General features: G+C 65.3%; 25 protein-coding genes. 15 read left to right on the top strand and 10 right to left on the bottom strand.

Annotated features, from left to right (window positions below; all coding sequences use genetic code 11):
* Positions 1 to 71 precede the first annotated feature (71 nt).
* Positions 72 to 2,048 (bottom strand): hypothetical protein, encoded by a 1,977-nt coding sequence (locus tag ACZ5KW_RS08845; protein WP_343780489.1) that lies wholly within the window; start codon positions 2,046 to 2,048, stop codon positions 72 to 74.
* Between the two features lie 202 nt (positions 2,049 to 2,250).
* A complete protein-coding gene (locus tag ACZ5KW_RS08840; RefSeq protein ID WP_343780488.1) occupies positions 2,251 to 2,847 on the bottom strand; it encodes an acyltransferase in 597 nt (198 codons plus the stop codon).
* Between the two features lie 140 nt (positions 2,848 to 2,987).
* Here ACZ5KW_RS08840 and ACZ5KW_RS08835 point away from each other — a divergent pair, with 140 nt between their 5' ends.
* The 3 genes from ACZ5KW_RS08835 (at position 2,988) to ACZ5KW_RS08825 (ending at position 7,224) form a co-directional block, all read left to right on the top strand.
* On the top strand, positions 2,988 to 4,271 hold the full coding sequence (locus ACZ5KW_RS08835) for a glycosyl hydrolase (RefSeq protein ID WP_343780487.1): 1,284 nt from the start codon (positions 2,988 to 2,990) through the stop codon (positions 4,269 to 4,271).
* A gap of 114 nt (positions 4,272 to 4,385) precedes the next feature.
* Complete coding sequence (locus tag ACZ5KW_RS08830; protein WP_343780486.1) at positions 4,386 to 5,846, top strand: oligosaccharide flippase family protein; 1,461 nt, start codon at positions 4,386 to 4,388, stop codon at positions 5,844 to 5,846.
* Positions 5,847 to 6,087: 241 nt separating this feature from the next.
* On the top strand, positions 6,088 to 7,224 hold the full coding sequence (locus tag ACZ5KW_RS08825; RefSeq protein WP_343780485.1) for a glycosyltransferase family 4 protein: 1,137 nt from the start codon (positions 6,088 to 6,090) through the stop codon (positions 7,222 to 7,224).
* 39 nt (positions 7,225 to 7,263) lie between these two features.
* Here ACZ5KW_RS08825 and ACZ5KW_RS08820 read toward each other — a convergent pair whose 3' ends face one another.
* Both ACZ5KW_RS08820 and ACZ5KW_RS08815 read right to left on the bottom strand, forming a co-directional pair.
* On the bottom strand, positions 7,264 to 8,235 hold the full coding sequence (locus ACZ5KW_RS08820) for a glycosyltransferase family 2 protein (RefSeq protein ID WP_343780484.1): 972 nt from the start codon (positions 8,233 to 8,235) through the stop codon (positions 7,264 to 7,266).
* Positions 8,236 to 8,319: 84 nt separating this feature from the next.
* Entirely contained in the window at positions 8,320 to 8,526 is a 207-nt protein-coding gene (locus ACZ5KW_RS08815; protein WP_464388586.1) for a hypothetical protein, read from the bottom strand.
* A gap of 313 nt (positions 8,527 to 8,839) precedes the next feature.
* Here ACZ5KW_RS08815 and ACZ5KW_RS08810 point away from each other — a divergent pair, with 313 nt between their 5' ends.
* The 5 genes from ACZ5KW_RS08810 to ACZ5KW_RS08790 all read left to right on the top strand — a co-directional run bounded on the left by ACZ5KW_RS08810 (position 8,840) and on the right by ACZ5KW_RS08790 (position 15,134).
* Entirely contained in the window at positions 8,840 to 9,916 is a 1,077-nt protein-coding gene (locus ACZ5KW_RS08810; protein ID WP_343780483.1) for a glucose-1-phosphate thymidylyltransferase, read from the top strand.
* A 656-nt stretch (positions 9,917 to 10,572) separates the two neighbouring features.
* Positions 10,573 to 11,838 (top strand): glycosyltransferase family 2 protein, encoded by a 1,266-nt coding sequence (locus ACZ5KW_RS08805; protein WP_343780481.1) that lies wholly within the window; start codon positions 10,573 to 10,575, stop codon positions 11,836 to 11,838.
* A 22-nt stretch (positions 11,839 to 11,860) separates the two neighbouring features.
* A complete protein-coding gene (locus ACZ5KW_RS08800; protein WP_343780479.1) occupies positions 11,861 to 12,460 on the top strand; it encodes a metal-dependent hydrolase in 600 nt (199 codons plus the stop codon).
* 192 nt (positions 12,461 to 12,652) lie between these two features.
* Positions 12,653 to 13,906 carry a protoporphyrinogen/coproporphyrinogen oxidase gene (locus ACZ5KW_RS08795; protein WP_343780478.1) on the top strand — a complete coding sequence of 418 codons (1,254 nt, stop codon included), beginning with the start codon at positions 12,653 to 12,655 and terminating at the stop codon, positions 13,904 to 13,906.
* A gap of 199 nt (positions 13,907 to 14,105) precedes the next feature.
* The gene (locus tag ACZ5KW_RS08790) at positions 14,106 to 15,134 is read left to right on the top strand and encodes an NAD-dependent epimerase/dehydratase family protein (RefSeq protein ID WP_343780477.1); all 1,029 of its coding nucleotides are present in this window, start codon (positions 14,106 to 14,108) and stop codon (positions 15,132 to 15,134) included.
* A gap of 255 nt (positions 15,135 to 15,389) precedes the next feature.
* On the opposite strand, the gene ACZ5KW_RS08785 is transcribed toward ACZ5KW_RS08790, so the two are convergent.
* Positions 15,390 to 15,845: an NUDIX domain-containing protein gene (locus ACZ5KW_RS08785; protein ID WP_343780476.1), complete on the bottom strand. Its 456-nt coding sequence runs from the start codon at positions 15,843 to 15,845 to the stop codon at positions 15,390 to 15,392.
* 145 nt (positions 15,846 to 15,990) lie between these two features.
* Complete coding sequence (locus ACZ5KW_RS08780) at positions 15,991 to 16,542, bottom strand: metal-dependent hydrolase (protein ID WP_343780475.1); 552 nt, start codon at positions 16,540 to 16,542, stop codon at positions 15,991 to 15,993.
* A gap of 304 nt (positions 16,543 to 16,846) precedes the next feature.
* On the opposite strand from ACZ5KW_RS08780, the gene ACZ5KW_RS08775 reads away from it, so the two are divergent.
* Together ACZ5KW_RS08775 and ACZ5KW_RS08770 are read left to right on the top strand one after the other, a co-directional pair.
* Positions 16,847 to 17,566: an SDR family NAD(P)-dependent oxidoreductase gene (locus tag ACZ5KW_RS08775; RefSeq protein WP_343780474.1), complete on the top strand. Its 720-nt coding sequence runs from the start codon at positions 16,847 to 16,849 to the stop codon at positions 17,564 to 17,566.
* A 125-nt stretch (positions 17,567 to 17,691) separates the two neighbouring features.
* Positions 17,692 to 17,862 carry a hypothetical protein gene (locus tag ACZ5KW_RS08770; protein WP_343780473.1) on the top strand — a complete coding sequence of 57 codons (171 nt, stop codon included), beginning with the start codon at positions 17,692 to 17,694 and terminating at the stop codon, positions 17,860 to 17,862.
* Between the two features lie 31 nt (positions 17,863 to 17,893).
* Here the strand turns inward: ACZ5KW_RS08770 and ACZ5KW_RS08765 are convergent, their stop codons facing one another.
* Together ACZ5KW_RS08765 and ACZ5KW_RS08760 are read right to left on the bottom strand one after the other, a co-directional pair.
* Positions 17,894 to 18,391, bottom strand: a complete 498-nt coding sequence (locus tag ACZ5KW_RS08765; RefSeq protein ID WP_343780472.1) for a cupin domain-containing protein — start codon at positions 18,389 to 18,391, stop codon at positions 17,894 to 17,896.
* An 82-nt stretch (positions 18,392 to 18,473) separates the two neighbouring features.
* Complete coding sequence (locus ACZ5KW_RS08760) at positions 18,474 to 18,830, bottom strand: DsrE family protein (protein ID WP_343780470.1); 357 nt, start codon at positions 18,828 to 18,830, stop codon at positions 18,474 to 18,476.
* 144 nt (positions 18,831 to 18,974) lie between these two features.
* On the opposite strand from ACZ5KW_RS08760, the gene ACZ5KW_RS08755 reads away from it, so the two are divergent.
* Positions 18,975 to 19,760: a TSUP family transporter gene (locus ACZ5KW_RS08755; RefSeq protein WP_343780469.1), complete on the top strand. Its 786-nt coding sequence runs from the start codon at positions 18,975 to 18,977 to the stop codon at positions 19,758 to 19,760.
* 33 nt (positions 19,761 to 19,793) lie between these two features.
* On the opposite strand, the gene ACZ5KW_RS08750 is transcribed toward ACZ5KW_RS08755, so the two are convergent.
* On the bottom strand, positions 19,794 to 20,525 hold the full coding sequence (locus ACZ5KW_RS08750) for a DUF547 domain-containing protein (RefSeq protein ID WP_343780468.1): 732 nt from the start codon (positions 20,523 to 20,525) through the stop codon (positions 19,794 to 19,796).
* A 100-nt stretch (positions 20,526 to 20,625) separates the two neighbouring features.
* On the opposite strand from ACZ5KW_RS08750, the gene ACZ5KW_RS08745 reads away from it, so the two are divergent.
* The 4 genes from ACZ5KW_RS08745 to ACZ5KW_RS08730 all read left to right on the top strand — a co-directional run bounded on the left by ACZ5KW_RS08745 (position 20,626) and on the right by ACZ5KW_RS08730 (position 24,367).
* Positions 20,626 to 21,144 (top strand): peroxiredoxin family protein, encoded by a 519-nt coding sequence (locus tag ACZ5KW_RS08745; protein ID WP_343780467.1) that lies wholly within the window; start codon positions 20,626 to 20,628, stop codon positions 21,142 to 21,144.
* 3 nt (positions 21,145 to 21,147) lie between these two features.
* The gene (locus tag ACZ5KW_RS08740) at positions 21,148 to 22,110 is read left to right on the top strand and encodes a prenyltransferase (protein WP_343780466.1); all 963 of its coding nucleotides are present in this window, start codon (positions 21,148 to 21,150) and stop codon (positions 22,108 to 22,110) included.
* A gap of 236 nt (positions 22,111 to 22,346) precedes the next feature.
* Complete coding sequence (locus tag ACZ5KW_RS08735) at positions 22,347 to 23,330, top strand: S49 family peptidase (RefSeq protein WP_343780464.1); 984 nt, start codon at positions 22,347 to 22,349, stop codon at positions 23,328 to 23,330.
* On the top strand, positions 23,327 to 24,367 hold the full coding sequence (locus ACZ5KW_RS08730) for a hypothetical protein (protein WP_343780463.1): 1,041 nt from the start codon (positions 23,327 to 23,329) through the stop codon (positions 24,365 to 24,367). Before ACZ5KW_RS08735 ends, ACZ5KW_RS08730 begins: the two co-directional genes overlap by 4 nt.
* 70 nt (positions 24,368 to 24,437) lie before the next feature.
* On the opposite strand, the gene ACZ5KW_RS08725 is transcribed toward ACZ5KW_RS08730, so the two are convergent.
* Complete coding sequence (locus ACZ5KW_RS08725; RefSeq protein ID WP_343780462.1) at positions 24,438 to 25,181, bottom strand: competence/damage-inducible protein A; 744 nt, start codon at positions 25,179 to 25,181, stop codon at positions 24,438 to 24,440.
* Positions 25,182 to 25,984 lie beyond the last annotated feature (803 nt).

Below are 25,984 nucleotides of genomic sequence, written 5' to 3'. Positions count from 1 at the left end.
CCGGACCGCGGCCGGCGGCCGCTTCCACGTCGCGTGACGCCGCCCGAGACGCGCGACGCGACGGACGGGGACTACTGCGGTTCCCGCACGTCGACGGAAGTGGCGTTTGAGTGGTCGGCGATCATGCCGAGATCACCGGTCGTGTACACCTTGTTTTCGGTCTCGACCATTCGATCGAACCACCCGTCCGAGATCAGGAGCGTGACGAACGACGTCCGTTCGGGGACCAACCGAACGCTGCGGTCGACCCAGCGCTGTCGGTAGAGTATCACGTCCCTGTCCGTCGTGATCCGCCCCTCTTCGACAGCGAACGATTCGGCCGCCAGCCCGTATCGATACCGACTGAGGCCGATCTCCGAGTTCCAATCAGTTCCGACCGTGATCTCGTTCCGGTCAGCGAAGGAGGCGGTCAGGCGGAACCCCTCCATCTCCGCGGCGCTGAACTCCTTCTGTGTCTCGGGTGTCGTCCGGGTTTCCCAGAGGTCGGGGCCCGAGTGTAGGCCGTAGAGATCGTCTGCGGCGGACGCCGGCCCGCTGGTCGCGAGTAACACGACGATCAGGAGCGCAGGTCCCGCCTTCCGGATCGAACCGCTCGAGAGCGGGAGCAGTCGGTGTAGCGTTACGGCCACGACGAAGGCCACGAAGACGCTGACGACCAACTGAGTGCGCGCGAGGCCGTGGATATCGATGGGCGTTCTGATCATGAGTCCCGCACCCGACAGTCCGACGACGAGGAGGGCGGCCGGGGAGCGATACCGGTTCGGCCTCTCGAACAGCAACAGCGCGCCCAGTGAGAACACGCAGACGAGCAAAACGTTGTAGACGGCACCGACGCTGAGGAGACTGCGCAGCGCTTCGCCGACGAGTGGTTCCGGGACCTCCGCGCCAAGCGAGACGATAGGCGCGCCGGCATCGGTGTCGCTCACCTGCCCCTGACCGACGACCATCCGAACGTCGTTAATGAGGTTCTGGATGAACACTCCGGTCAGGAGCCAGTAAGCGATGCTTCCGCCGATCCAAGCCGCGAGCGGGAGCGGGCCGAGGCCGCGCACGTCGTCGAATCCGACCCGGCCGGCGATCGCGGGGATCGCAACGAGACAGAAAACCAGCGGGGCGAAGAGAACGACGGTCAGGTGGTGGGTAAACCAGAGCGCCACGACGATCGGCGACGCGACGAGCAGGTGGTAGCCGGGTCTTACTTCGGGAACACCGCCAAACCGGTACGCGGCCAGAACGACGACGAGGGCCAGTCCGACGGCGAGCGACTGCGGGAAGAAGTAGACGCTGTACCGGTGGATCGGCCCCAGCGCGGAGACACCCAACGCGACGCATATCGGCAGGAGCGGGTCGTCGAACAGCTGTCCGGCGAGCAGATACGCGACCACGACGACAACGAGGTACGTGATAATGCCGGTAGCGACGAGCGAGTCGTACGTCGAAAGCCCGGACAGGAGGCTCACCGACCCGACTAGCGTCTGGAGTCCGGGGAAGAAATGGTAGAGGGTCGTCTCCGGAATGCTCCTCCACGTACCGGTCGTCGCCACGAGCTCCGCGAACCGGACGTGTTTGGGTATATCACCCCGACCGAAGTAGAAGTCAGTCGAGAGGACCTTGGTGATCGGGTCTAACGCGAAGAGCGCGAGGATTTGGGTCAGGAGCCAGTCGGGAGCCGCCCGCTCGCCGATCTGGAGAACGAGTAAGGTGTACCCGACCGGGAGGCCGACCAGAATCGCGCCCGTTCGGACCGTAGACGGGTCTGCGAACGGCAGTACCGAAGCCGCCGCCACGGCGGCTATGGACAGGGCGACGACGCCGAGCACCACCTGACCGTAGTACGGCGCCGATCCGAGGCCGTTCGAGACCAGCGTCGACGGCGTGTGCGTGTAATAGACGAGTGACGCGAACAGTAACCCTAGAAGCACGTAGCCGCTTTTGATACCGGCAACTGGTCCCAGGAACTCGAAGACGGTCGTCGTGACGGCTATGGCGACGGCCAAGAGCGCCGGAAGAAAATACTTCGAGACTTGAGGTCGGATTCCGACGGCCATTCGTGGTCGGCACGTGGGCCGTCCCGTTTATAATTATGCGCCGGTGAACGGGGGCGACGAGCGAACGTGCCAGTCCTGAGGCTCGAATACGCCGCGCGTCCGGTCAAACAGCCCGGGACTCGATCCCCCGTGGTGGGACAACTGACGCCCGATCCGGACGGGTAGGGTGCCATTACCGTCGCTTGCCTCGAGATGTCGTGAACTACAACGACTGCGATCCATCCCGCTCGCCGATCTTCTCCGCGGGCGCGCCGCCGACTACCGTGTGGGCCGGAACCGACTCGGTGACCACGCTGCCGGCCGCGACGACGGATCCCTCACCGAGCGTAACGCCGTCGAGTACGACGCAGTTGGCACCGATCCACACGTCATCACGGACCTCGATACCCGTGCCCACGACGTCCTGTCGAACGATGGGCGTTTCCGGGTCGTCGAACGTGTGGTTCCCGGCGACGACGGTCGTGTGCGGTCCGATCAGGACGTCGGTCCCGATGTCGACCGGCCCGTGCCCCATCAGCGTCCCGAAGACGTTCACGAGGGAATTCTCGCCGATACTGATTCGGCCTCCCGACGGAGCGATAACCGCGTATTTCCGTATTCGACAGTCGCGACCGACGGTTATCGTTCCGCTCGTGTCGAACTTCGTCTCGGGATCGATCTCTGCCGACGGGTGTACGGACACGTTGTGCCGAGCGTCGAGGGTCCGCTTGTACAGCTCGCTCTCGAGGTAGGACCGACACATCGAGAGGAAGGTCACGACCCCCTTGTCGGTGAGGACTTCGAGTGGATTCGCGTTCATGGTTACCTCGGTTCGTCCGCCGCTGACAGTCGCGATTGAGACCTAGTTGAGACGATACGGTATTAGTAATACGGTGGAAAAACGGGGCGCGAGTGAGCGGATAACCTCCGAATACGACGGCTTCGAGGCGACTCGTCCGAGTGGCGGTTCCGTTCGACGGAAACCCGGTCATCGGGGTCCGCTCTTTGACGAGGGATTACCTCGATGTAACGTGTTTACTTACTATATATGAAGCAGACGACACGAACGGTGTGACAAACGACACTCGCCGTCGGGAGGGGTCCACGGCAGCCACGGACAGGGGGCAATCCGCTTCTGCTGAGAACGACCCCGCTTCCGAGAACGACTCGGCAGAGCGGAAGCGACGCTCAGTCCTGAAGCGGACGGCCGCCGGCGCCGTAACCGGAGTCGGCCTGCTATCGGGGTGTTTGGGTCTGAACCCCTCTGAAACGTCGGGGGACCAACCGGCCGACGAGACCGACACCGAGGGGGCCGACGACAGCGGCCCGAAGGTGGGGGTCTACCTCGGTGACGAAGGCGCGTTAGAACCCTGGGAATCGTGGTTCGGCCGATCCGTCGACTACTACTCGTTCAACGTTCCGACGAGCGGATGGGACAAGTACCTCGTTGAAAATATGCCCTTCGAGCGACCCATACGGTCTATCGCGTCCGAGCGGGAGATAGCGGTCACGATGAAACTGTTTCCGCCGAGCGAGACCACGCTGAACGCCGTCGCGGCCGGAGAACACGCCGACCGACACCGAGCGTTCGCTCGGAGCCTGATCGACCACGGAATGGCGGACGCGACGCTTCGTATCGGCCACGAGATGAACGGACGGTGGGCGTTTGACAACGCAGTCAACCGCTCGAACGAGTTCGTACGGGCGTGGAGGGCGGTCGTCCGGGCGATGGACGCCGCCGACGAGGCGGCGTTCGACTACGTGTGGGCACCCCACATCGGCCGCGGACACATGGATCCGACGGACGCGTACCCGGGAGACGAGTGGGTCGACCAGATCGGCCTGACGATATACGACAAGTCCCAGCAGTACTACCCCGCCGAGTGCGGAGACGCCTGCGTTCGGGAGCATCGAGAAGAGAACTGGAACCGCCTCGTGAACCAAGACTTCGGCCTCAGCTACTGGGCCGAGTTCGCGAGAGATCACGAGAAATCGCTCGCGTTCCCGGAGTACGGCGTCGTGGCTCAGAACTGGAACGGCGCCGGCGGCGGAGACAATCCGTTGTTCTTCGAGCGCTTCGCGGACTGGATCGCGTCGAACGACGACCTAGTCGCGTGGCACAACGTCTGGTGCTTTGTCGCCGGCCCCCACTTCGTCGGGCCGAGTCAACTATACGTCTCAGATCAGTGGGAGATCCACTCGGAGGCGTCCGAGACGTTCAAAAATCTCTTCGGCAGTGAATGACCGATCCGAGCGGGTCGGGTCGGTCCGGACGAGCTCGACTCACTCCGAGCGAAGCCGTGAGACCGTCTCGTAGTCGGGGACTACTTACCACGACACTCTCCGTCACGTAATCCGATGGAGAGCACTACGGAGGGGCTGAGCGAGCGGGCCAGACAACTCTCCCGCGACCTGAGCCTCTATTCCGTCGCACACGTCGTTCCTGCGGTACTCTCGCTCGTGGCGCTGATGGTGTTCACTCGGACGTTTCAACCGGAGATGTTCGGCCGGTACTCGCTTTCGCTAGCGGTCGCCGGAATCGTTAGTACGCTTCTGTACGGGTGGCTCGACTACTCGGTGCTGCGGTACGCTCCCCAGTTGGACGAGGGGCTCGTCATTCGGAACACGTTCTCGCTGTACCTCGGGATCTCGTCGGTGCTGTTACTGGCCGCAATCGGCGGCTACCTCGCGTTGCGACACCGACTGGGGCCGTACACCGTGTTCTACTTCGCGTCGCTGGGGCTGGCCCTCGCTCGAGGCGGGCTACAGATACTTCTCGCGTTCTTCCGTTCGGTCCTCAACTCGCGGAAGGTCACCCTGTTCCGGCTCGTGCGGGCCGTCGTCGCGCTCGGACTCTCAGTCGTGCTGGCGATATTCGTTCTCGATCACATCGTCGGGTGGGTCTGGGGAACCACCATCGGTATCGCCGTCACCTGCGTCCTCATCTTCGTTACGTCGAAACAGGTTCGGACGGCTCCGGTGGTCGACAGAGAGATAATCAGCCGTCTCGCTGGATACGGCATTCCGATGATCGGGTTCGTGGTGGGAGACGCGTTCCTCGTTCAGGCGGATCGGGTGCTGCTCGAAGTGTTCGCCGGCAGCGTCGCAGTCGGTATTTACTCGTCGAACTACATGCTCGTAGACCGCGGGCTCAGGCTGGCCTACACCCCGATGATTCAGGCGATGTCGCCCATCATAATCGATTCGTGGGAGGAGGACAACGAGGACGAGATCGCCGAGATGCTCTCCGCGTTTATCAGGTACTTCATCCTGCTGGGGGTCCCCGCGCTGATCGGCGTCGCCGTCCTCAGTCAGACCGTGAGCACACTTCTGATCGGGGACGAGTACACGAGCGGCTACGTCATCATCCCCATCGTCGCCGTCGGTCTGTTCCTCTGGGCGCTCGCGAACCTCGCTCAGGTCGCTATCGAGATCAAGGAGCAAACATCGTTACTCTCGTACGGCGTCCTCGTCGTTATCGCGCTAAACGTCGCCCTCAACATTCCGCTTATCACCGCCTTCGGGTACGTGGGCGCCGCCGTGGCGACGACGCTCAGCTACATGTGTTACTGCGTGTTCACGTTGCTGTTCTCCTCGCGGTACATCGACTGGCAGTTCCCGACGATTCCGTTCCGGAACGCGCTGATCGGCGGTGCCGTCATGGCCTGTCCGACCGCGGTGCTGTACGTGACCGGAACCTACGGCCTCGCGGCGTCGCTGTTCGCGGCCGCCGTCGGCGCGGTACTGTACGTTGCCGTCCTCTACGTGCTCGACGAGGTCGGTGTACGCGACGTCAACAAACTCGGGGAGTTGTTGTGATGACCGAACTCCCGTCTGCGGCTCCTGCCAGACGAGTGACCGGGCCGCCGTCGGCGGAGTACGCGACGAATACTTACAAACCGTGGGCGCTCCCCTCCGATGAACCGACGATAGTACGCCCCGGCCGGTTCGTCCGCTCGGCGCCTCGTCCCGGCGGCCGAACCCGGGACGATCGCGTCCGAGAGACCGTAACGACCCCGCCCGCTACGTCATGAACATCGTTCAACTGAGCCGAACCTCGATGTACCCGCCGAAGAACGGAGCCGAGGTTCGGCTCTGGAAGACCGCACAGAAGCTGAGCACGCTCGGGGACCTGTGGGTCGCCGCTCCCCCCGGGGAGCAACGGCTCGACGGCGACATGGAACCGATCGACGTGACGAGCCCGCTGTTTAACCACCAGCCGGTCTGGGACGAACTCTGGACGGGCCTGTTCGCGGTGTCCGCCCGGCATCCGCTCCGACAGCCCCTCGCGAACGCGATGGTCGAGCCCGTAGAGCGTACGACGGTCTCATTCGACGTCGTCGTGTGCGAGTTCCCGCAGGTCACGGACGCGGCCGCCGAACTCTCGACGTCGCACGACGCCAAGCTCCTGTTGAACAAGCACAACGCCGACTACGAGATACTCGACGGATACCTCCGCGAACGGAGCGTTCCGTCGGTCGTTCGACGTCGCTTGGTCGAGAACTTCCGAGAGTTCGAGGCGAACGCCATCGAGACCGCCGACGTGACCGTGTTCCAATCGGAGGAAGACAGGAAGCGGTTCGACGTCGGGGCAGCGACCGACACATTCGTCATCCCGAACGGCTGTGACTACCGGAGCATAAGCCACGGCGGAGACCCGGAAGCCGCCGCCCGGGAGTGTGGGATACCCGGAGACGGGTTCACGTGCGTCTTCCTCGGGTCGTACGACTACGCGCCGAACCGCCGAGCGGCGAGGCTGATAATCGACGACCTCGCGCCAGCGCTGCCGGACGTCGACTTCCTGCTCCTCGGTCGGAACCCCCCGGCTGCGTCCGGTGACAACGTATACGCCCCCGGATACGTAGCGGACCTCGCCGGGGCGTTACACCTCGCCGACGCCGCTCTCTGTCCGTTAACTACCGGATCCGGGACCAAACTGAAGATGCTCGACTACTTCGCGGCCGAACTCCCGGTCATTTCGACGACCGTCGGGACCCAGGGCTTGTCCGTGGAACCCGGCCGAGAGGCGCTCGTCTGCGACGACGCCGAGGGGTTCGTCGGCGGCATCGAACGGCTCCGGTCCTCGCCGGAGCTCCGACGACGGCTCGGGGAATCGGGGCGCGAGATCGCGGCGGAACACTCCTGGGACTCGCTCATGGCGGAGTACGACGCGGTGATCGAAGCGCTGAGGGACTGAGCCCCCAGTCCGTCGGGAGGGCTGACACGCCCCCGCCTGCTATCCGGAGAGTTCCTCGTAATCCCGGAACTCAACGCCTTTGTAATGGTCATACGCACCGAGCACCGTCGATCGGATCGCCCGTCGGTTCCCGGACACTGCCCACCAGATCGACAGGAGAGATCGGTACGCCAGAAGCGACAGGTACAGCGGGAGCCGGCGAGCCGGCGAGAGGTTCTCCTCGGCGAACTGGAGCTTGTTCCTGGTCTTGTGGTAGATGCTAAACGGCGAACTCGACCCTGTCTCGCCGACGCGGTGGTATATCCGGGATTCGGGTGCGACCAGCACCTTCCACCCTCTCGACCACGCCTTCCAGGCGAGGTCGACGTCGTCCATCCCGAGGAAGTACCGTTCGTTCAACAGCCCGACCTCCTCTAAGAACTCCGGATTCAGGAGTATCAGACAGGCCTGTACGAAATCGACCGGATAGGGCTCGTCGGAGACCGGTTCCCGGTGTAGTTCGCCCTTGGCCGCGAGCCACGGGTGGAAGACGTACCCCGCGTTGTGAATTTCGCCGGAGTCGGGCAAGAGATTCACGCCCCCGACGGCGGCGACCCTGTCGTACCGCTCCATCGCCTCGACCAGCGGCGTCAGGAAGTCCGGCCGTACGAGGGTGTCGTCGTTGAGGAGCAGCACGTAGTCGGCTCCCGTGTCGAGCGCGTGGGAGATGCCGACGTTGTTTCCCCGGGCGAATCCGATGTTCTCGTCGTTGACGACGAACTCGCACCAGCCGTACTCCCGCCGCAATCGATCGACCGAACCGTCCTCGGAGCCGTTGTCGACGACGATGACGCGATGGTTGTCGTAGTCGACCGACCGGAGCGAATCGAGACAGTCGGCGGTTTCCTCGTAGTTCTCCCAGGTCAGAATTATGATAGCGACTGCGGGTCCGGAGGCGGACGAGTCGGCCGCGTCGGTCCGCTCGTCGCCTCGCACAGGCGCCGTGGCTTCGGACTCTGTCGAGTGGCTCATTGGTTCGTCTCCTCTGTCAGTTCTCCGGGCAAGGGCACTTTGGTAGGTGGTACATTCCGTAGCGAGGCGCCCGACACGCGGGTCCTACGAGCGGAGGAACGGCTCGTGGCCGAGGCGAATCGCACCGAACCGGTCGGCTAACCGCTCTTGTGGGATCGTCTCCGGCTCGCCGTCGAACCGGTCGCGGTTCTGCTGTTCGCCGAGCCCCGATTCAGGAATCGGCTCGCTATCGATCCCTCGACGGACTTCGCCGACAGTCTCGATGGTCCGAAGAGACGGTGACGCGTACACGCCGTCGATCGGTGGTCCGTACTCGATGAACCGCCGCCCAACGCGCCACGCGGGCTACCGACCGATTTCGGTCGAATACGGGCCGCGTGAGCGCTCGGCGTTCGCTCCCCAGTTCGGGTCGACACCGTCTGCTTGTTGGCCGTGTCGGACGGCCCAGATGACGTTGAAACGTCTCGTCTGTCCGTTTCTACTGGTTCTTCAGGAGGGCTAGGAGGTGTTTTAGCAGTTCTTGCTACGGCCCGCTTATTTTACAATCAGTCAACTAGACCGTGCCCACCAAAGACACTATATCTCTCGGTGAAATGACGGCTCTATGAAAGCTGTAATCCTCGCCGGCGGGTCGGGAACGAGGCTACGACCGTTCACCAACGCTACGCAGAAGCAGCTGTTGCCCGTTGTGAACAAGCCGGTCTTAGAGTACGTCATAGAAGATCTCAAACAGGCCGGGATTGACGATATCGGAGTCGTTCTCGGCGGTGACTTCCCCGAAAAGGTCCGTGAACGGATGGGTGACGGTTCGGAGTACGGGGTTTCGTTGACGTACATTCATCAAGGTGAGCCCCGGGGGCTGGCAGATGCGGTCCATTGTGCGAAGGAGTTCGTAGATAACAGCCCGTTCGTCGTGTACTTCGGTGATACGATCACAGGAGGCGACGTTACTGCCGAGTTAGTCCGTGAGTTTGAGTCGAGCGAACACGAAGTGGGAATTATTTTGAAGGCGGTGGATGACCCGACGCGATTTGGAATTGTAGATTTGGACGAGGAGGGCGAAATCCGACGGATACTGGAAAAGCCGGACGATCCCCCGACGAATTTAGCGTACATCGGTGTCCAAGCGTACACGCCGACCGTATTCGACATCATAGAGGGTCTCGAACCGTCCGACCGAGGCGAACTCGAGCTCACTCACGCGATTGATGCGTTGATATCGGAGTATGAATCGTACTGGACAGAGACAACTGAGCTATGGATGGACGTCGGGACGGTTGACGATCTCCGCAAAGCGAATCGGTATTTCTCTGAATCGCTGGTTCCGAAGATAGAAGGCGACGTTTCCGATGGGGCCGAGATAACTGGCAGAGTTCGCCTCGGCGAAGGAACTACCGTTGAGGCGGGTGCGGAGATCCGGGGACCCGTTCATATCGGAGAAGACACGTCGATCAGCGGTGATGCTAAGATCGGTCCATACGTCACCGTCGGAAACCGATGTGAGATCGGAAACGCGGATATTCGCTCGACCGTGATCATGGATGCCGTTGAGACGGATTTCGATTGTACGCTTGCGGAAAGCGTAATTGGCCCACGATCGTCTCTATCTGGCACCCAAGACCGGACGACCTCTCTGAATCTTACCATCGGTGCCGACTCGTCGATAACTCTCGGCGAGTGACGCAGTAGGCGGCATTGACTGCGGCACACGTCTTCAATTACGGAGAGAATCACGTGACTGCGGCGGTGTGTCCGGGCCGCCCTTCGAGCGGGACGCGGAGGCGGTACGCACAGCAAGACCTCCGCAGCGGGAATCATGCGACGGCTCACCGTATTGTCTCCCTCTGAGTACTCGAAGGACACGGCGTGGTCGAACGCGAGGCCAGATTCAGATTCTCGGCCCGACACGCGCGTCCTATCAAGGGGAGAGCGGTCAACGGGAGCGGCCACACCCCACCGGCGGGAGCGACCGGACGACGCGTTACGACTCCGCTTTGATCTCGCGGATACGGCTCTCCGGAGGCGGGCGATAATGACCCATCAGCGGTCGTATCTCGTCGGCAAGCGTTCGGTTCGGGATTCGTAGTCAGTCGTAAGGGGACGGTTACCGCCGATTCACGATCGATCGCAAAGCCGGCTGTTGCGATCCCAAATCAGCGCGGTACTCCGAGATCGGTGAGTAAACACCGGATACCGGCCCGCTGAACCGGTAAAAGACGGATAACTATCACCTGCGATCGAATTATCGTCGGGTGACCAATCGGATATGAGCCAAGACAAGCGCGACATCAACCCGACCGACCCGGGCGATCGTCTCCTACTCCGAGAGGAAAACAGATGAGCGATACCATCCCAACCGGTCAAGAAGACCCTGCTCTCGTCACTCCCGAGTCGAGGGATCAGGAGGGGGACCATCCGGACGTCTCGGACCTGCTCTTACAGGCCGACAGCAGTCAGGCCCCGGTACTGAGCGTGGTTATGCCGACGCTCAACGAGGAGAAGGGGGTCTACGTTTGTATTCAAAAAATAAAACAAGCGATCGTCGAACTCGGCGTTCCCACGGAGATCATCATCAGCGACAGCTCGACCGACCGGACGCGCGCGATAGCGCGCCACGAGGGGGCGATCGTCGTCGAGCCGACCGAGATGGGGTACGGCAACGCGTATCGATACGCGTTCGAGCGAGCGCGCGGCGAGTACATCGCCATGGGAGACGCCGACGTGACCTACGACTTCACGTCGCTCCCGAAGCTGCTGGCCCCGGTCAGGGACGGCAGAGCCGATATGGTCCTCGGAAGCCGTCTCAACGGAACGATAGAGAGCGGCTCGATGCCTTTGTTACATAAATACGTCGGGAACCCGTTCCTGACGTGGTTTCTGAACGTGTTCTACGACGCTGGCGTTAGCGACGCCCACAGCGGGTTCCGAGTCTTCACTCGCGACGCGCTCGACCGGCTGGAACTGTCGTCGGGCGGGATGGAGTTCGCCAGCGAGATGCTGATGGAAGCGTCGGTGAAGGGCCTCCGCATAGAGGAGGTCCCCATCGTCTACCACGAGCGGGAAGGCGACGCGACGCTCCACAGTTTCCGTGACGGCTGGCGCCACGTCCGGTTCATGCTCGTCAACACTCCGGGACACATCTTCTCGCTCCCCGGGACGGCCCTCGCCGTGGTCGGGTTGGTATCGTTGGTGCTGTCGGTCAGCGGCGCACAGATCGGCCAGTACTCGCCCGGCGTACTGACGACCGTCGCGGGCGGGTTGGCCCTCATCACCGGCTTCCAGTTCTGGTGTCTCGCGGTGTTCAGCGCAACGGCCGACACCGGCATTCGCGCGCCCTCAGACCGGCTCACTCAGTGGGCGAAAGAGCACGTGCGATTGGAGCACGGAATGAGCGTGGGGGTCGGCGTCAGCGCACTCGGACTGGCGTACCTCGGCTCGGTTCTTCTGACCTGGGCGACGGCCGGGTACACGGCGCTTCCGTCCCTGAAAACTATCGTCATCGCATTCATTTCGGTAGTCCTCGGGATGCAGATCCTGTCCTCGTCGTTCTTCCTGAGTGCGCTCGGGAGCGCGGGGTGGGACCCGCAGAATGGTCCGGGATGAACCTCCCTGAGTTCGTTCCCTGATGCTCCCGCACGCACATCTGGCCGTGGGGTATCTCTTGGCTTCGGGAGTCGTCCGTGCGACTCGGCGTCGATCGATGACGCGCCGGGAGGCGCTGCTTGTGGTCGCGGGCACACTGCTGCCGGATCTCATTGACAAGCCGCTCGCGCTCGTGGTCGGCGGTCCGTTCGCGAGCGGGCGGACGGTCGCCCATTCTCTGCTCTTCGGGATCCCCGTCGTCCTCATCTTCCGTACCGTCCTCCGGCGTCGTCGCGGACCGGCGGTCCCGGTGGTGCTCTTCGCGGTCGGATACGCCTCTCATCCGTTTCTCGACGCGTCGGTCTTCCTCGTTCAAGGGACGCTCGCGAGGGACCTCGTCGAGGTCGGATTCGTTCTCTGGCCGGTCGGGCTCCCGGCGGACGGGATCGTCCGATTTCTCGAACGATTGCCGGCAGCCGATCGAGCCATCGAGGCGAAGCCGCGCTGGACCGCGCGGCACGTGCCGAGCGGAGCACGCCTCAGTCGATGGATCCGCGTAGTCGAACTGGCACTCGCCTCGGCGGCGACGGTACTCTGGCTGGCGGACGACGCCCCGGGAGTCGAAGCGCTCCGGGACCGGTAACCTCGGCATGCGACAGCTCCCCCGTGCTCCACGCGACCGGACTTCGGGACCGCGGCTCGCAGTCGGCTCGGCCGAGACCGTCCGCACACGTTGCGCCGGCCGTGAGATGCGCGCCGGCGAGCGTGAAAACGACACCGACGAGCGGCCGTAAGCTGTATATAATTTAATGAGTCCACGCTGACTCCTCGAGTAATGGTAGACGTCACGATAATTGGTGCCGGTGTCGCGGGGTGCTCTACCGGCTTCCTCCTCGAGAGGGAGGGCTTCGACGTGACCGTCGTCGAGAAGGACGCAGTCGGCGGGCTGTTACGCGAAATCGAGTTCGAAACCGGCTACCACTGCGATTCCGCCCCCCACTTACTGTTTTTCGACGAAGAGGAGGAGGCGGAGGTCGGCGAGCTGTTCTCGGAGTTCACGCAGATCGAGCACAACGACTTCTACGCGGCGACGTACCCGCGGGGCGATCTCGACGACCCGCACCACTACCCCGTGAGCAAGCAGAACATCGACAGGTGGGACGACGCGGACCGGATCCGAGAGGAGCTCGAGCAGGCGCCCGGGAGAACCGACGCCGAGTTCTTCGAGGAGTACATGAAAAACCAAGTCGGAGAGACGCTCTACGAGCGGTACAACCGGAGCTACACCGAGAAACACTGGGGGATCGATCCGAAGCGGATCACGGGCGACTGGTTCGACTTCAAGATCAGCTTCCCCGAGGAAGAACAGGAGTTCTTCGGAGGCGGTGCCTACTACCCGGACGACAAGTACACGGACATTCTCCGGTCGATGATCGCCGATTGCGACCTCGTCTTCGACGGAGTGACCGGATTGGAGACGGACGGCGATCGGATAGTTGCCCTCGAAACCGAGACGGGCGACCGGATCGAGAGCGACCTGTTCGTCAGCACGATCGACCCGAGTATCATCGTCGACACCGACGAGTCCTTGGAGTACCGGAGTATGGTCATCCTCGGTGCCCACGTCGATGCCGACGAGTCTCTGTTCCCCGACCACGTCGACTGGGGCTACTTCCCGAATCACTACGACTTCACCCGGATCACCGACTACGAGTTCGTCCCGCAGGAGACGCCCGCCGGGGAGTCCATCCTCACGGTCGAGTTCCCCTGTTTCATCGGTGACGACGTCTGGTCCAGCGACGAAAGCTGGTACGCCGACTACCTGCTCGAGTTCCTCGACGAACAGGGCATCGACGCCGAACTGCTCGATGCGACGGTCCGCCGAGCGCCGCGTGCGTACCCGCTGCCGGTCACCGAGGAGATCGAGAAGTTCGAGCGGATCAACGGGAAACTGAGCGCGTACGAGAACATGTTCAACCTCGGTCGAGTGAGCACTTACGAGTACATCTGGATAAAGGACATCGTCCAGCAGGCCTACGAGACCCGGGAGAATATTCTCGCGGAGCGCCGAACCGAGGCGGACGACTGACTGCGGCGCCGACCCGGACGTTCGCTTTTGACACCCCCCGAGAGAGCGACGGGAACTCTCGGCTACAGACGCCCGGTTCCCGCGACGCTGGACATTCCGTGCGTATCCCCCTGCGGCGAGAGAGTTAGGGGGGTACTACGGACTGATAGCAAACTCATTCTTAAACCAAATTAGGTGTTTCTGCCCGGTAGCTGATTCGATGACAGTAACCAACGCGGACCCCTCGAAAGACGTGTTCATCACAGGGATCGCCGGGTTCCTCGGTAGCCACCTCGCGGACGCATTCCTCGAGGAAGGACACACTGTCGCCGGCAACGACAACTTCAGTGGCGGGTACGAGTCCAACGTTCCCGACGAAGCGGAATTCCACGAGATCGACTGTAAGGACGTCTGGGAGATGAAGGAGGCGGTAGCGGGAGCCGACGTGGTGTATCATACCGCCGCGTTGGCGTACGAGGGACTGAGCGTCTTCTCGCCGGCGCGAGTCAACCAGAGCATCTACCAGTCGACGTCCGCGACCCTGGCGGCCGCCGCCGACGCCGGTGTCGAGCGGTTCGTCTTCTGCTCCAGTATGTCTCGGTACGGCGAAAACGAGACGCCGTTCACCGAGAACATGGAGCCCCGACCCCAGGACCCGTACGCCGTGAGCAAGGTGGCGGCGGAGGAGATGGTCGAGCTGATGGCCGACGTTCACGGGTTCGAGTACGTCATCGCCGTTCCGCACAATATCATCGGTCCGCGGCAGCGCTACGACGATCCGTTCCGTAACGTCGCCGCCATCTTCATTAACAGAATGCTCCGTGGCAAGCAACCTATCATCTACGGAGACGGCGAGCAGAAACGCTGTTTCACGTTCATACAGGACAACGTGCGTCCGCTCCGGAAGCTCGGTTCCCACGGCGACGTCACCGGCGAGGTCATCAACATCGGTCCGGACGACGAGTTCGTCTCCATCAACGAGTTGGCCGAGACGATCGCCGACATCCTCGACTTCGATTTGGACCCTATCTACAAACCCGACCGACCGCAGGAGGTCAAGTTAGCGAACTGTTCGGCCGACAAGGCCCGAGATTTACTCGACTACGAGACGGAGTACACATTGCGGGAAGGCCTGGAAGAGATGATCGATTGGATAGAAGACCAGGGAGCGAAGGAGTTCGACTACCACATCGAGTGCGAGATCGTCAACGAGCAAACCCCGGAAACGTGGACTAACGAACTGATCTGAGCCGCCTTCGTACGACGCGAGACGACGATACCGTACCGGCACCGAGTCTTTCGCTTGCGGTGACCGGTCAGCTAACTCCCGATCGTATACAGACACGGAACGAGCGACCGTCACCCGTCGCGACCGGTCTCGTCTCGGAACGCACGATATCGGGTTCTGACCGGGTAGGAGTCGACAATCGTGTCGAAACCCGTCCGGAGAACCTCCGCAAACGTTCGCTCGTCGGTTCAGGGTAAGCACACGCCCCGCCCGTGGTCAGAGGAGGTCGTTGTCTTCGAGGTAGAGACGGACGTACTCGTGGAGATCGTCTTCGACCTCCGTGAGAAATCGGTATTGGGAGTGCTGTTCGTCCAACACGATATCGTACTCCGCGCGGGCCGGCTCGACGTGGAACACCGAGTTGACCGTGTGGCGACTCGGCGACCCCCTCGTTGGGCTGTCCGTCCAAAAGTGGGCGTAGGGGCCGTACTGGTCTATGATATGAACCTCGATCCCCAGTTCTTCCTCGGCGATTCGGTGGGCGGCGTCCTCCAGCTTTTCGCCTTTGTACAGCCGGCTTCCCGGCCAGAACCAAATTGACGGCTCGATGTCGCGTTTCGCGACGAGAATGCCTTCCTCGGATTCGAATATCAACTCGACACAGATCTGCGGCATTCGCGAAATGAACTGCGAGAACAGCTCTTCGGGGATGTATTCGTCGTGAACGTCCATCGATACCCGCAGGAGACAGTCAGAGCGGACTTATTTTTATTTATATTTTGAACAGTACCATCGGTTGGAAATATAGCTCGACGGCGGACGGAGCTACGCCGGCGAGGGGGGGGGGGCTGATGAGGTCCCTCGAAACCTGTAGATGTTAGGAACGACGCCGCGTCACGAGAGCCGCGAGCGTCGCCACGCCGGGCCGTCCGTCGTAGAGCCACGCGCCCACCGCAAGCACGGTGAGAACGCTTCCGACCGACGAGAGTTCCGCGAGTCGGAGGTCGAGGAAGAAGCCGAGAACGGTTCGTTCCATCTCGCCGGGATACCGATAGGCGGGAGTGAGCGGCCAGAGCAACGCCCCTAACGGTTCCCAGTCGCGTGCGACGACGGCGGGGGCGACGTCCGCGACGATATGCGTGAGGAGACCGAGTAGGAACGCGCCGGCTTCGGACTGGCGATCGTATCGTCGAGCGAACCGCCACGCGAGGACACCGATCGCTCCGGCAATGAGCAGCGAGTGTCCCAGGCTCCGTCCCGAGGGGAGCAGGCCGAACGACCACGCGAACGGTTTATCGATCAAGTCCGGTAGCTGGGTGCCGACGGCAAGCGAGAGCACGGCGGGGCCCGCCGGTGGTCGCCGATGCCAGTGGCGAGTCGCCGCCGTGTAGCACAGATAACCGACCGCGGCGTGGCCCCACGGGAGCATACGCGCCACTCCCCGGTGTGATGTAATCAACGTATTGATGTCAACGAAGAAAGCGCTGATCGAGCTCTCCTCGGGAGTCCTACGGGATCACGAACACAGTCGGGAGTTGCCTGCCGTGTGTCAAATAGTAGGGCTTCGCCGTTCTCGTGCCCGCGCGGCGGTCCACTGTCCCAGAGCGGGGTCCGGCAGCGCGAGTCCCGACGGGCGGACCCGCCCACTGAGGTCGGCTCGACGCCGCGGTACTCACCGGCGAGCGGCCGCGCCGGAGACCACGGTTTTCACCCGGCGTCCCCTACGACACGGCATGGCACGCACTGCCGTCATCGCCGGGGTCGGTTCCGGGCTCGGAGCGTCGCTCGCGCGGAAGTTCGCCGCGGAGGGGTGTCGGGTCGCCCTGTTCGCCCGTTCGACGGAGTACATCGAAACGCTCGCGGGCGACCTCCCGGACCCCGGTGAAGGGCTCGCGGTCACGACGGACCTGAGCGACGTGGAGGCGATCCGAGACGGCTTCGAGACGGTTCGGGAGGCGTTCGGTCCGATCGACGTGCTCGTCAACCACGCGAGCGCCGCGTCGTGGACCGGCCTCATGGACACGAGCGTCGAGGCCTTCGAGGAGGCGTGGGCCGTCAACGGCCGCGGGGCGTTCGTCTGCTCGCAGGAGGCCGTCGACGACATGCTCGACGCGGGCGGCGGGACGGTGATCTTCACGGGCGCGACCTCGGCGGTCCGAAGCCGCGGCGGCGCGATCGGGTTCACGGCCGCGAAGTTCGCCGCACGCGGGATGGCGATGGACGTCGCCCAGGAGTTCGGTCCGGAGGGGGTCCACGTCGCCCACGTCGTCATCGACGGACAGATCGACTCGCCCGACGCCCGCGAGCGACAGCCCGACCGCGAGGGCGAGACGTTCCTCGATCCGGACGAACTGGCAGAGACCTACTGGCACCTCGTCGAGCGGGACGCCGTCGGCACGCAGCCGTTCGAGGTCCACGTCACGAACGGCCCGAACCCCTCCGAGTTCATCTGAACAGCCCGCTGCGAGGGCCGTCGAACCGTCAGATCCGTCCGCCCCGGCGGAGGTGTGCGTCGCCCGCGCACCGACCGGCCACGGTTTCGTCGTCGGAGCGACAGTGTGAGGAAATAGCTGCCAAGATGACCCGCCCGGACTGCGGCGAGACCGCGGAATCGATCGGCGACCTCGACCGCTCCGGAACGGTCGCGGAGATGGACGGAAACGACGGCGGACGGATCGAGCGCTACGAGAACCTCGACCGCTTCATCTGTTCCGTCTGTCGCAAGCCGCTCGGGGCCTTCCGGTCCTGAGTCGGTTCGCGGACCGCGTCGCAACCGCCGCTCAGGGCACCTCCCCGCCCATCGATCCCCGGACCCAGCGTCCCGTCTCAGCGCCGCACTCGACGCAGTTCGCGACGACGGCGTCCTCGGCGCCGGACGTGGCGGTCAACTCGGCGTCCGTCTCCGCGTCGCACGCCGCGCAGTAGCGCAGTTTCACTTGGTTTCCGTACTCCAGCGGCGCGCCGATAGCGAGCGCACGAACGGGCTCGTCGCCGCGGTTCCACCCGCGCTGGAACTCGCCGCGGTCGAACCGCACGGCCTCGTTCGGCCCCACGTCGACCGGCCCGTCTTCGGTTTCGAACGTCGCGGTCCCCGAGATGACGTAGAACGCCTCCTCTTGGACCTCGTGGCTGTGATACGCGAACGCGAAGCTGTCGCCGGGTTCGAGCTCGTAGTAGTTGAGCGCGACGTCGGTGAGACCGAGCGCGTCGGTGAGCGGTCGCATCACGGCGGCCGGCTGGATCGAGTTCTCGACGTCGTCGACGCTGACGCGTTTCATGCTCGCCCGTTCGCGGTGGGTCGGCTAAAGGGTGCCCCGCGGCTCTCGGGGCGCAGCGAGCGGAGCGGCTGACTGCGGCCGCTCAGAACGTGATGATCTCGTAGTCGTCGTCAACGAGCGACCGGATGCTCGGGTGTCCGTCGTACTCGGCGAGGGTGGCGAGGCCGGCGTCCTCGACGGCCTCTGCGACGCCGAACGCCCCGGAACAGTAGTCGCAGACGGCGGCGTCGTCGCGGACGGCCTGATACAGTTCGTGGTAGTCGCTCTCCTCGTCTTCCAGCTCCGGGATCCACTGCGTCCCCGCGCCGTCGAAGATGAGCTCTAGCTCGTCCCCGTCGTTCTCGGCGAACTCCTTCGCGGCCTCCAGCGCGTTCGCGAGGCGACCGTAGTCGGCGTGCGACTCGTTCCCGGCGAGGATCACGATTGCTGCTTTCGTCATCGTGTCCCCGTGTATCGGACACCGGTACAAAAACCGGCGGCGGCTGTGCGTCCGCGTCGCCGAGTCGCCGGGGAACCGCGGCGGGACGTCGTCCGCGGCGCACAGCCAACGGCGGTTTATCACCGACCGCCCCGTCTCGACGGTATGACGCTCGCGCTCTCGACGGAACTGGCGGCGGCGGTCGTTCTCGTCGTCGCGGTCGCGGGCGCCGTCAACGGGGTCGCGGGGTTCGGCTTCGCCGTCGTCGGAACGATGGCCCTCGCCACGACGCTCGACCCCGCGGTCGCCGTCGCGTTCATGATCGCCCCGATGTTCGCCGTCAACGTCGCGCTCGTCGGGGAACTCACCCGAGAGGAGCTCCGCACCTGCGGGCGGCGGTTCGCGCCGCTGCTCGTCGCCGCGCTCGTCGGCACCGTCGTCGGGATGGCGCTGCTCGACCGCCTCCCCGAGGCGCCGGTGCGCGTGCTCCTCGGGCTCGTCTCGCTCGGCTTCGTTGCGACCGCTCAACGCGTCGTCCCGCTGCCGACCCTCCCGTCGGCGGGCGACCGCGGCCTCGCGGGGTCGCCCCCGGTCATGGCGGCCGTCGGCGCGGTCTCGGGCGTCCTCTTCGGGGCGACGAACGTCGGCGTCCAGCTCGTCGCGTACGTCCGGAGTTTCGACCTGTCGCACGGCTTGTTCGTCGGCGTCGTGGCGCTCGTGTTCGTCGGGATCAACGGGCTCCGCGTCGGTGCCGCCGCAGCGCTCGGCCTCTACCCGGACGCGGGGTTCGCCCTCGCGTCCGCGGCCGCCGCGGTCCCCGCGGTGGCCGGCGTCGCGGTCGGGAAGCGACTCCGCGACCGAGTGAGCGAACGACTCCGCCGCGGGGTCGTCCTCGGACTGTTGACGGTGATCGGCGCCAGACTGGTGCTCGGCGGCGCGGGCGTGCTCTGACGGAGAGCGGGGTCGGTTCGCCCCCTCGGCGTCTCACTCGCGAAACGCATCGAGCGCGAGCGACCAGTCGTACTCGCGGTAGCGTATCCGCGAAACGGCGTCGGGGTCGACGAAGCCGTACTCGTCCAGCAGTCGGCGGATCCCGCTCCCCCCGCCGAAGTCGCCCCGGTACCAGAGGAGGTGTCGCGGCACGTACGCGGTCCCGCCCTCGACGACGGTCTCGCTCCGCAGGTACTCCTCGGCGGCGGCGTCGAGCGCGGCGTCGACCGTCTCGCCGTCGTACGCGAGGACCGCCGGACAGGAGGCGGCGCCGCAGTTGAGCGCGAAGTGGATCCGGCAGTCGCGGTCGGCGAGCCGGTGCCGGCGAACGAACGCGGAGGGGAACGGGTCCGGAACGTAGCCCAGCCCGTACTTCCACTGCGAGCCGCGGAGGATGCCGTGTTCCATCGCGTCGAGGCTCAGCGCCTCGCCGGCGACGGTGACGAGCGGCGCCGAGAAGAACCGCCCCCGGTTCTCGAACCGGTCGGGGTCGGACAACAGCGCGTCGCCGGCCGCGGCGTTGTACGCGTTCAGCCAGAAGGCGAGCCGCTCGTCCGCGTCCAGTGCCTCCAGGTCGTCCGGATCGAGCGCGGCGAGGCGGTCGCGGGCCGCGCCGACGTCGACGCCCGCGTTCGGTCCGACGCGGACCGCCCGGAGGAACTCCCGTGCGACGGCCACGGGAGACGCGTCGGGGGTGTCGGCGCGTCGGGACTCCGGCGGCGTCATGTCACCGTTAGCCGCGCCGAGCCGGTATAGCCGATGCGGTCGGGCGTCGCGCGCGCCAGACCGACCCCGAGGTTATGCCTCGTCGTCGCGTGGATCGCCTATGAGCGACGCCGACGCCGCCGTCGAGCGGGTGCCCGACTTCGAACTGCCCAACGTCGCGGCCGGGCCGGACCCGTTCTCGCTGGCCGCGGCCGCCGCCGACCCGGATACCGACGCCATCGTTCTGCTGTTCCAGCGGGACTACCACTGCGGCAACTGCCGGAAGCAGGTCCAGGTGATCGCCGAGCGCTACGACGAGTTCGCGGCCCTGAACGCCTCGGTCGTCTCCATTCTCCCGGAGCCCGTCGAGCGCGCCCGCGAGTGGCAGTCGTCGTACGACCTTCCGTTCGCGCTGCTCGCCGACCCGGACGCCGACGTGAGCGACGCCTACGACCAGCCCGTGCGATTCGGCGTCCTCGGCTCGCTCCACGACCTCGTCGGGCGGATGCCGGTCGCGATGGTCCTCGACGTGCGCTCCGGAGAGCCGGTCGTCGCGTACACCTACGAGGGCCGGATGCCCGCCGACCGCCCGGAGATAGACGACCTGCTGGCGGAGATCGACTCGCTCCGCGCCGACTGACGGATGAGCGCGCCCGGACCCGGAACCGTCCTCGTCGCGCTGTGGCGGATGTCCCGGCCCGCACAGCTGGCGCTGATCGCCCTCGTGTACGCCCTCGGCGTCGCGATGGCGGTCGGCCGGGGCGCCGCGTTCGACCCGGCGCGCGTCGGCGTCGGACTGGCCGCGCTCCTGCCGGTCGCCGCGAGCGTCCACTACGCGAACGAGTACGCGGACGTCGAGACCGACGCGCTCACCGACAGGACGCCGTTCTCCGGCGGGAGCGGTGCGCTCGGCGAGACCGACATCGACCCCCGGCTCGCGCTCCGCGCCGCGGTCGCGACCGGGGTGATCGGACTCGCGGTTCTGGCCTTCGCCGTGCTGTCGACCGGCGCCCCGGGAGCGTCGGCGCTGCCCGCGCTGCCCGCGCCGTCCACCCTGCCGGCGACCGCCGCGGCGCTGCTCGTCGGTATCCTCGCCGTCGGCTGGCAGTACTCGGTCGGACCGCTCCGGCTCGCGTGGCGCGGGCTCGGGGAGGCCACGAACGCCGCCCTCGGCGGCACCGCGCTCCCGCTGTACGGGTTCGCCGTTGTCACCGGTCGCGTCACGACCGCGGCCGCGCTGGCGACCGTCCCCTTCGCGCTCGTCGTGTTCGTGAACCTGTTGGAGACGCAGTGGCCCGACCGCCGGGCGGACGCCGCGGTCGGGAAGCGGACGCTCGCGACTCGGTGGTCGGCCGGTCGGCTTCGGTGGGCGTACGTCGCCGGGCTCCTGGCCGCGGTCGGGACGGGAGTCACGCTCGCCGGCCGGGTGTTCCCGCTCCCCGTCGCGGTCGGGACGCTCGCGCCGATGGTCGGACTGCTGCCGGGCGCGGCCCGATTCACGGACCGAGAGGAGCCGCTGTTCGCGGTCGTGACGATGGTGGGCGTCGCCGTCGCGTCGACGGCCGGTTGGGCGGTCGTCGCCGGGGTTCCCGGCGGGCTCGCGTAGCCCGCGGCACCCGACGGCCGACCCGCGTCTCGCCGTCGCTTGCGGCACCTGACGCCCGACCCGCATCTCGGCGTCGCTTGCGGCACCGGACGGCCGCTCCGCGTCTCGCCGTCGCTTGCGGGGTCCCGACGCGAGACCACGCGACCGCGGAGCCGGCGACGGCCGTCCGAGACTCGATTTCTCCGCGTTCGTTTCCGGAATTTTTATTTTTCGGTTGCCGCACGTATCACTCGCACATGTCAGACAAACAGCCCTCCACGGCCCTCACGTCACGGCAGCAGCTCGCCGTCGTCGTGTTGGCCGCGGCACTGGTCGGTGCCGTACTCGCGCCGAGCGTGTACGCGGCGACCAACGACCCGGACGATACCGTCGCCGTCGTCGAGATCGAGGGGCCCGTCAACGCGGCCCTCGCCGACGACGTCGAGAGCGAACTCGCAGACATCCGCGCCAACGAGTCGGTCGGCGCGGTGGTCCTCAAACTGGACACGCCGGGCGGCGCCCCCGTCGCCTCCGAGCGGATGTACAAGGCGGTCCAGCGGACGAGCGAGCAGATGACCGTGATCGCGAGCGTTCAGTCGATCAGCGCCTCCGGCGGCTACTACGCCATGGCGCCCGCCGACGAGATCTACGTGCTGCCGACCTCGACGGTCGGGAGCATCGGGCTGAACGCGCCCGCCCCGCGGTCGACCGCGCCGACCGAAGGCCCGAGCGGCCCCGACAAGCGCGGCAGCAACGAGATCCAGCGGTGGGCCGAACAGCAGACCCTCGCGGACACCTTCGTCGACGCCATGATGGCCGAACGCGGCGAGGAGTTCCAGATGCCGCGCGATGAGGTCGCGAAGGCGGACGTCTACCTCGGCACCGAGGCGGTCGAGAACGGCTTCGCCGACGAGATCGGTTCGCTCAACGAGGCGATCCACGCCGCCGCCACCGAGGAGAGCCTCGGCGAGTACGAGGTCGACACCCGCGAGACCGGCCCGGACACCGCCTTCCCGATCCTCTTGCGGACCGACACGCAGGTCGTGGCGGTGTACGCCAACGACCCCGGCTACGGCGAGGTCGAGCCGATGGGGCTCACCTACGTCCACCTGGGAGCCGTGCCGCACGTCGACACCGTCGAGCGGTTCTCGCGGAGCGACCTCGACGTGGGCGGCGGTGACGGAACCGGCACGGACACGACGAACGACACGGCGCGGCTCGCCGGAGGTGTCGGCGCATGAACCGGGCCGTCACGCTGGCGGCCGCGTTCGTCGTGACGCTCGCGGCGGTCACCGGCGGCGCGGCGGTCACGGGCTACGTGACCGCGGACGGCGCCGCGCCGACGCCCGAGATACAGAACGAACACTACGTCGACGGCGACGCGATCGCGAACGACACGCCGGGGCAGGCGACCGTCGAGATGGAGTCCACGGCCCGCTCGCAGACGGTCCTCGTCGACCCCGGCGTCGAGGCTAGCGGTGCGGTGCCCGCGAGCCCGCTGGCGCTGCTCGGATTCGGCGGGCCGAGCGTCGCCGACCGCGACATCCGACCGCTGGCGAACGCCCTCATCGAGAACGGCCACGAGGTCGGCGTCTACGTGCCGGATCCGAACCAACAGCGGCAGCGTGCCGTCCGTCCCGGCGGACAGGCCGGACCGACGCAGCTCGGCGAGCGCCTCGCCGAGGCCGACGCGTTCGTGACGTTCCGGACCGACTACGACCAGGCCGAACTCGCCGAGATCGAGTCGTTCGTCGAGTCGGGCGGCCACGTGATCGTGGCGACCGAGCCCGGCGCGGCGTTCGACCAGCCGGGCGCGGCCGCGCTCGACTCGACGCTCGACGTGACGACCGAGCCCGGCTACGTGTACAACATGGAAGAGAACGACCTGAACTACCAGCGCGTGTACGCGGAGCCGGTCGCCGAGTCCGACGCCGCCCTGACCGAGGGGGTCGACCGCGCCGTGCTCCCGTCGGCGACCCCGGTCGGGACGACCGCCGTCGGCACCGAGGTCCTCCGTCCGATCGAGGGGAGCGAACTGTCGACCACCCGCGCGTCCACCCGGGCGTCGCTGCTCGTCCGGAACGACGACGTGGTGATGATCGGTGACAGCGACTTCCTCTCGCCGCAGAACGCGGGGCGCGCCGACACGGACGTGCTGATCGGCAACCTCGCCGACTTCCTCGTGACGAACGACCGGACGCCGCCGGGGTCCGGCGGCGCGACCGGCCCGACCGCGCCCGGACCGGAGCCGCCGAGCGGTAACGAGACGGCCGGCTAACCCGAGCCCGCCTCGCGGGCGAGTCGCGACGCGCTCGCGGCCCGCTCCGCTCGGTCGAACTCGATTTTTTTCAGTCCCAGTCCCGCGAGACCGGCGTCTCGCTCGCGTCGACGTTCGCCAGCAGCCACGACGCGGCGGCGTCGAGCGCCTCGTCGGCGGTCGCGGTCACCTTCAGCCGGTTGTGGTCGGCCTCGCGGTCGGGGTAACAGCCGACGGCGACGTCGAACCGGTCCATCGCCTCCCGCAGCGCGGGGACGATGTTCGACTCCGGCTCGACGGTGTAGAGGAACCGCGAGCGCCTGTCGCCCGCGAACTCGTCGGCGACCGTCTCGAAGGTGGCCTTCAGTTCGTCCGGGATGCCGGGCATGACGTAGACGTTCTCGACGACGCATCCCGGCGCGAGCCCGGCCTCGGTGACCAGCGGGCGGCCTCCCTCGGGAACCGACGCCTCGGCGGCCACGTCCACGTCGAACTCGCGGTCGGGGACGCGCTCGCGGATCGCGGCCAGCCGGCGCTCGACCGACTCGCGCGTGAGGTCGGTGGGGACCATCTCCCGGTCGAACGCGTCCGCGACCGCCTCCATCGTCACGTCGTCGGGCGTGCTGCCGATCCCGCCGGTGACGATCACGGCGTCGAACGCGGCGGCGTCCTCGCGCACGTGCTCGGCGATGAGCGCACGGTCGTCGGGCAGCGAGAGGATCTTGCCCACCGCGACGCCGCGGTCGCTCAACTCGCCGGCGAGCCAGTTCGCGTTGGTGTTCACCGTGTCCCCCGAGAGCAGTTCGTCCCCGACCGTGATCAGCGCGACCTCCATCGAACGATCCTTCGGCCGGACGACGGATGTACGTTTCCCGAAAACCGACCCAAACGGCTCTGTTGAAATTCTTCGACGTTGATATTTCTCAGCCCACGTGCTGAATATAGAGGGTGTATGTTACAGCCATCGGCGCTCATTTCACCCGTCGAAGACTGAGTCAGCCACGGAGCGAGAGTGGAAATAATCGAGTGAACGGAGTGTGAGGGTGAAACGATATCGAGACCTACGCTGACGAATCGTTTTGTGGCCGTTCGACAGATCGCTGTGAGGGAGATAGCGACGAGAAAAGACGGTCTCGAATCAAGAGATCTTCATCTCCGAACGGAAACGCGAGAACGACTGCGACCGCTCTTTCGCCTGTCTCAAGTCGCTGGGAGCGAGCCACGTCGTCCCACCGTGCGAAGACCCGATAATCACCGACTCGATCGAAGCCGTCAAACTCGACGACTTCGCCCGGTTCCAGTTCGTACGTTTCCCAAAAGACCGGGTCCGATTCGCTCTCGAACAACACGCTGAGGGACTGCTGGCTTTGCGTCTCATTCCGGAAGGTGGTGTATCGGACTTCCGAGGTCCGAAATTCGTCGACAAATTCTGATCCGAGGGTCCAACTAAAGACTCCACCACAGGCACCAACGAGGGCAGAGAGCATCTCCCGACGTTTACTCATTTATATCAATGCTCATGTGAGACGGGTAAATCTCTTCTGCTGGTTCTACAGTTCGGCATCCGATTCAGACGAACTGTAGAGTCACGATCTGTGATGAGTCTCCGCTGTAATTGAGAAGACGTCATCGGTCGAC

The sequence above is a fragment of the Halorubrum ejinorense genome (assembly GCF_055389685.1).
This window is presented reverse-complemented; position numbering and strand designations above follow the sequence as displayed.

Excerpts from the sequence above, each read along its gene's own strand:
- ACZ5KW_RS08725 (WP_343780462.1), bottom strand. The coding sequence starts at position 25,181 with ATGGAGGTCGCGCTGATCACGGTCGGGGACGAACTGCTCTCGGGGGAC.
- ACZ5KW_RS08830 (WP_343780486.1), top strand. The coding sequence starts at position 4,386 with ATGGAGAGCACTACGGAGGGGCTGAGCGAGCGGGCCAGACAACTCTCC.
- ACZ5KW_RS08795 (WP_343780478.1), top strand. The coding sequence starts at position 12,653 with ATGGTAGACGTCACGATAATTGGTGCCGGTGTCGCGGGGTGCTCTACC.
- ACZ5KW_RS08840 (WP_343780488.1), bottom strand. The coding sequence starts at position 2,847 with ATGAACGCGAATCCACTCGAAGTCCTCACCGACAAGGGGGTCGTGACC.
- ACZ5KW_RS08730 (WP_343780463.1), top strand. The coding sequence starts at position 23,327 with ATGAACCGGGCCGTCACGCTGGCGGCCGCGTTCGTCGTGACGCTCGCG.
- ACZ5KW_RS08770 (WP_343780473.1), top strand. The coding sequence starts at position 17,692 with ATGACCCGCCCGGACTGCGGCGAGACCGCGGAATCGATCGGCGACCTC.
- ACZ5KW_RS08745 (WP_343780467.1), top strand. The coding sequence starts at position 20,626 with ATGAGCGACGCCGACGCCGCCGTCGAGCGGGTGCCCGACTTCGAACTG.
- ACZ5KW_RS08765 (WP_343780472.1), bottom strand. The coding sequence starts at position 18,391 with ATGAAACGCGTCAGCGTCGACGACGTCGAGAACTCGATCCAGCCGGCC.
- ACZ5KW_RS08805 (WP_343780481.1), top strand. The coding sequence starts at position 10,573 with ATGAGCGATACCATCCCAACCGGTCAAGAAGACCCTGCTCTCGTCACT.
- ACZ5KW_RS08800 (WP_343780479.1), top strand. The coding sequence starts at position 11,861 with ATGCTCCCGCACGCACATCTGGCCGTGGGGTATCTCTTGGCTTCGGGA.
- ACZ5KW_RS08735 (WP_343780464.1), top strand. The coding sequence starts at position 22,347 with ATGTCAGACAAACAGCCCTCCACGGCCCTCACGTCACGGCAGCAGCTC.
- ACZ5KW_RS08775 (WP_343780474.1), top strand. The coding sequence starts at position 16,847 with ATGGCACGCACTGCCGTCATCGCCGGGGTCGGTTCCGGGCTCGGAGCG.
- ACZ5KW_RS08820 (WP_343780484.1), bottom strand. The coding sequence starts at position 8,235 with ATGAGCCACTCGACAGAGTCCGAAGCCACGGCGCCTGTGCGAGGCGAC.
- ACZ5KW_RS08845 (WP_343780489.1), bottom strand. The coding sequence starts at position 2,048 with ATGGCCGTCGGAATCCGACCTCAAGTCTCGAAGTATTTTCTTCCGGCG.
- ACZ5KW_RS08780 (WP_343780475.1), bottom strand. The coding sequence starts at position 16,542 with ATGCTCCCGTGGGGCCACGCCGCGGTCGGTTATCTGTGCTACACGGCG.
- ACZ5KW_RS08790 (WP_343780477.1), top strand. The coding sequence starts at position 14,106 with ATGACAGTAACCAACGCGGACCCCTCGAAAGACGTGTTCATCACAGGG.
- ACZ5KW_RS08825 (WP_343780485.1), top strand. The coding sequence starts at position 6,088 with ATGTACCCGCCGAAGAACGGAGCCGAGGTTCGGCTCTGGAAGACCGCA.
- ACZ5KW_RS08750 (WP_343780468.1), bottom strand. The coding sequence starts at position 20,525 with ATGACGCCGCCGGAGTCCCGACGCGCCGACACCCCCGACGCGTCTCCC.
- ACZ5KW_RS08760 (WP_343780470.1), bottom strand. The coding sequence starts at position 18,830 with ATGACGAAAGCAGCAATCGTGATCCTCGCCGGGAACGAGTCGCACGCC.
- ACZ5KW_RS08740 (WP_343780466.1), top strand. The coding sequence starts at position 21,148 with ATGAGCGCGCCCGGACCCGGAACCGTCCTCGTCGCGCTGTGGCGGATG.
- ACZ5KW_RS08755 (WP_343780469.1), top strand. The coding sequence starts at position 18,975 with ATGACGCTCGCGCTCTCGACGGAACTGGCGGCGGCGGTCGTTCTCGTC.
- ACZ5KW_RS08785 (WP_343780476.1), bottom strand. The coding sequence starts at position 15,845 with ATGGACGTTCACGACGAATACATCCCCGAAGAGCTGTTCTCGCAGTTC.
- ACZ5KW_RS08810 (WP_343780483.1), top strand. The coding sequence starts at position 8,840 with ATGAAAGCTGTAATCCTCGCCGGCGGGTCGGGAACGAGGCTACGACCG.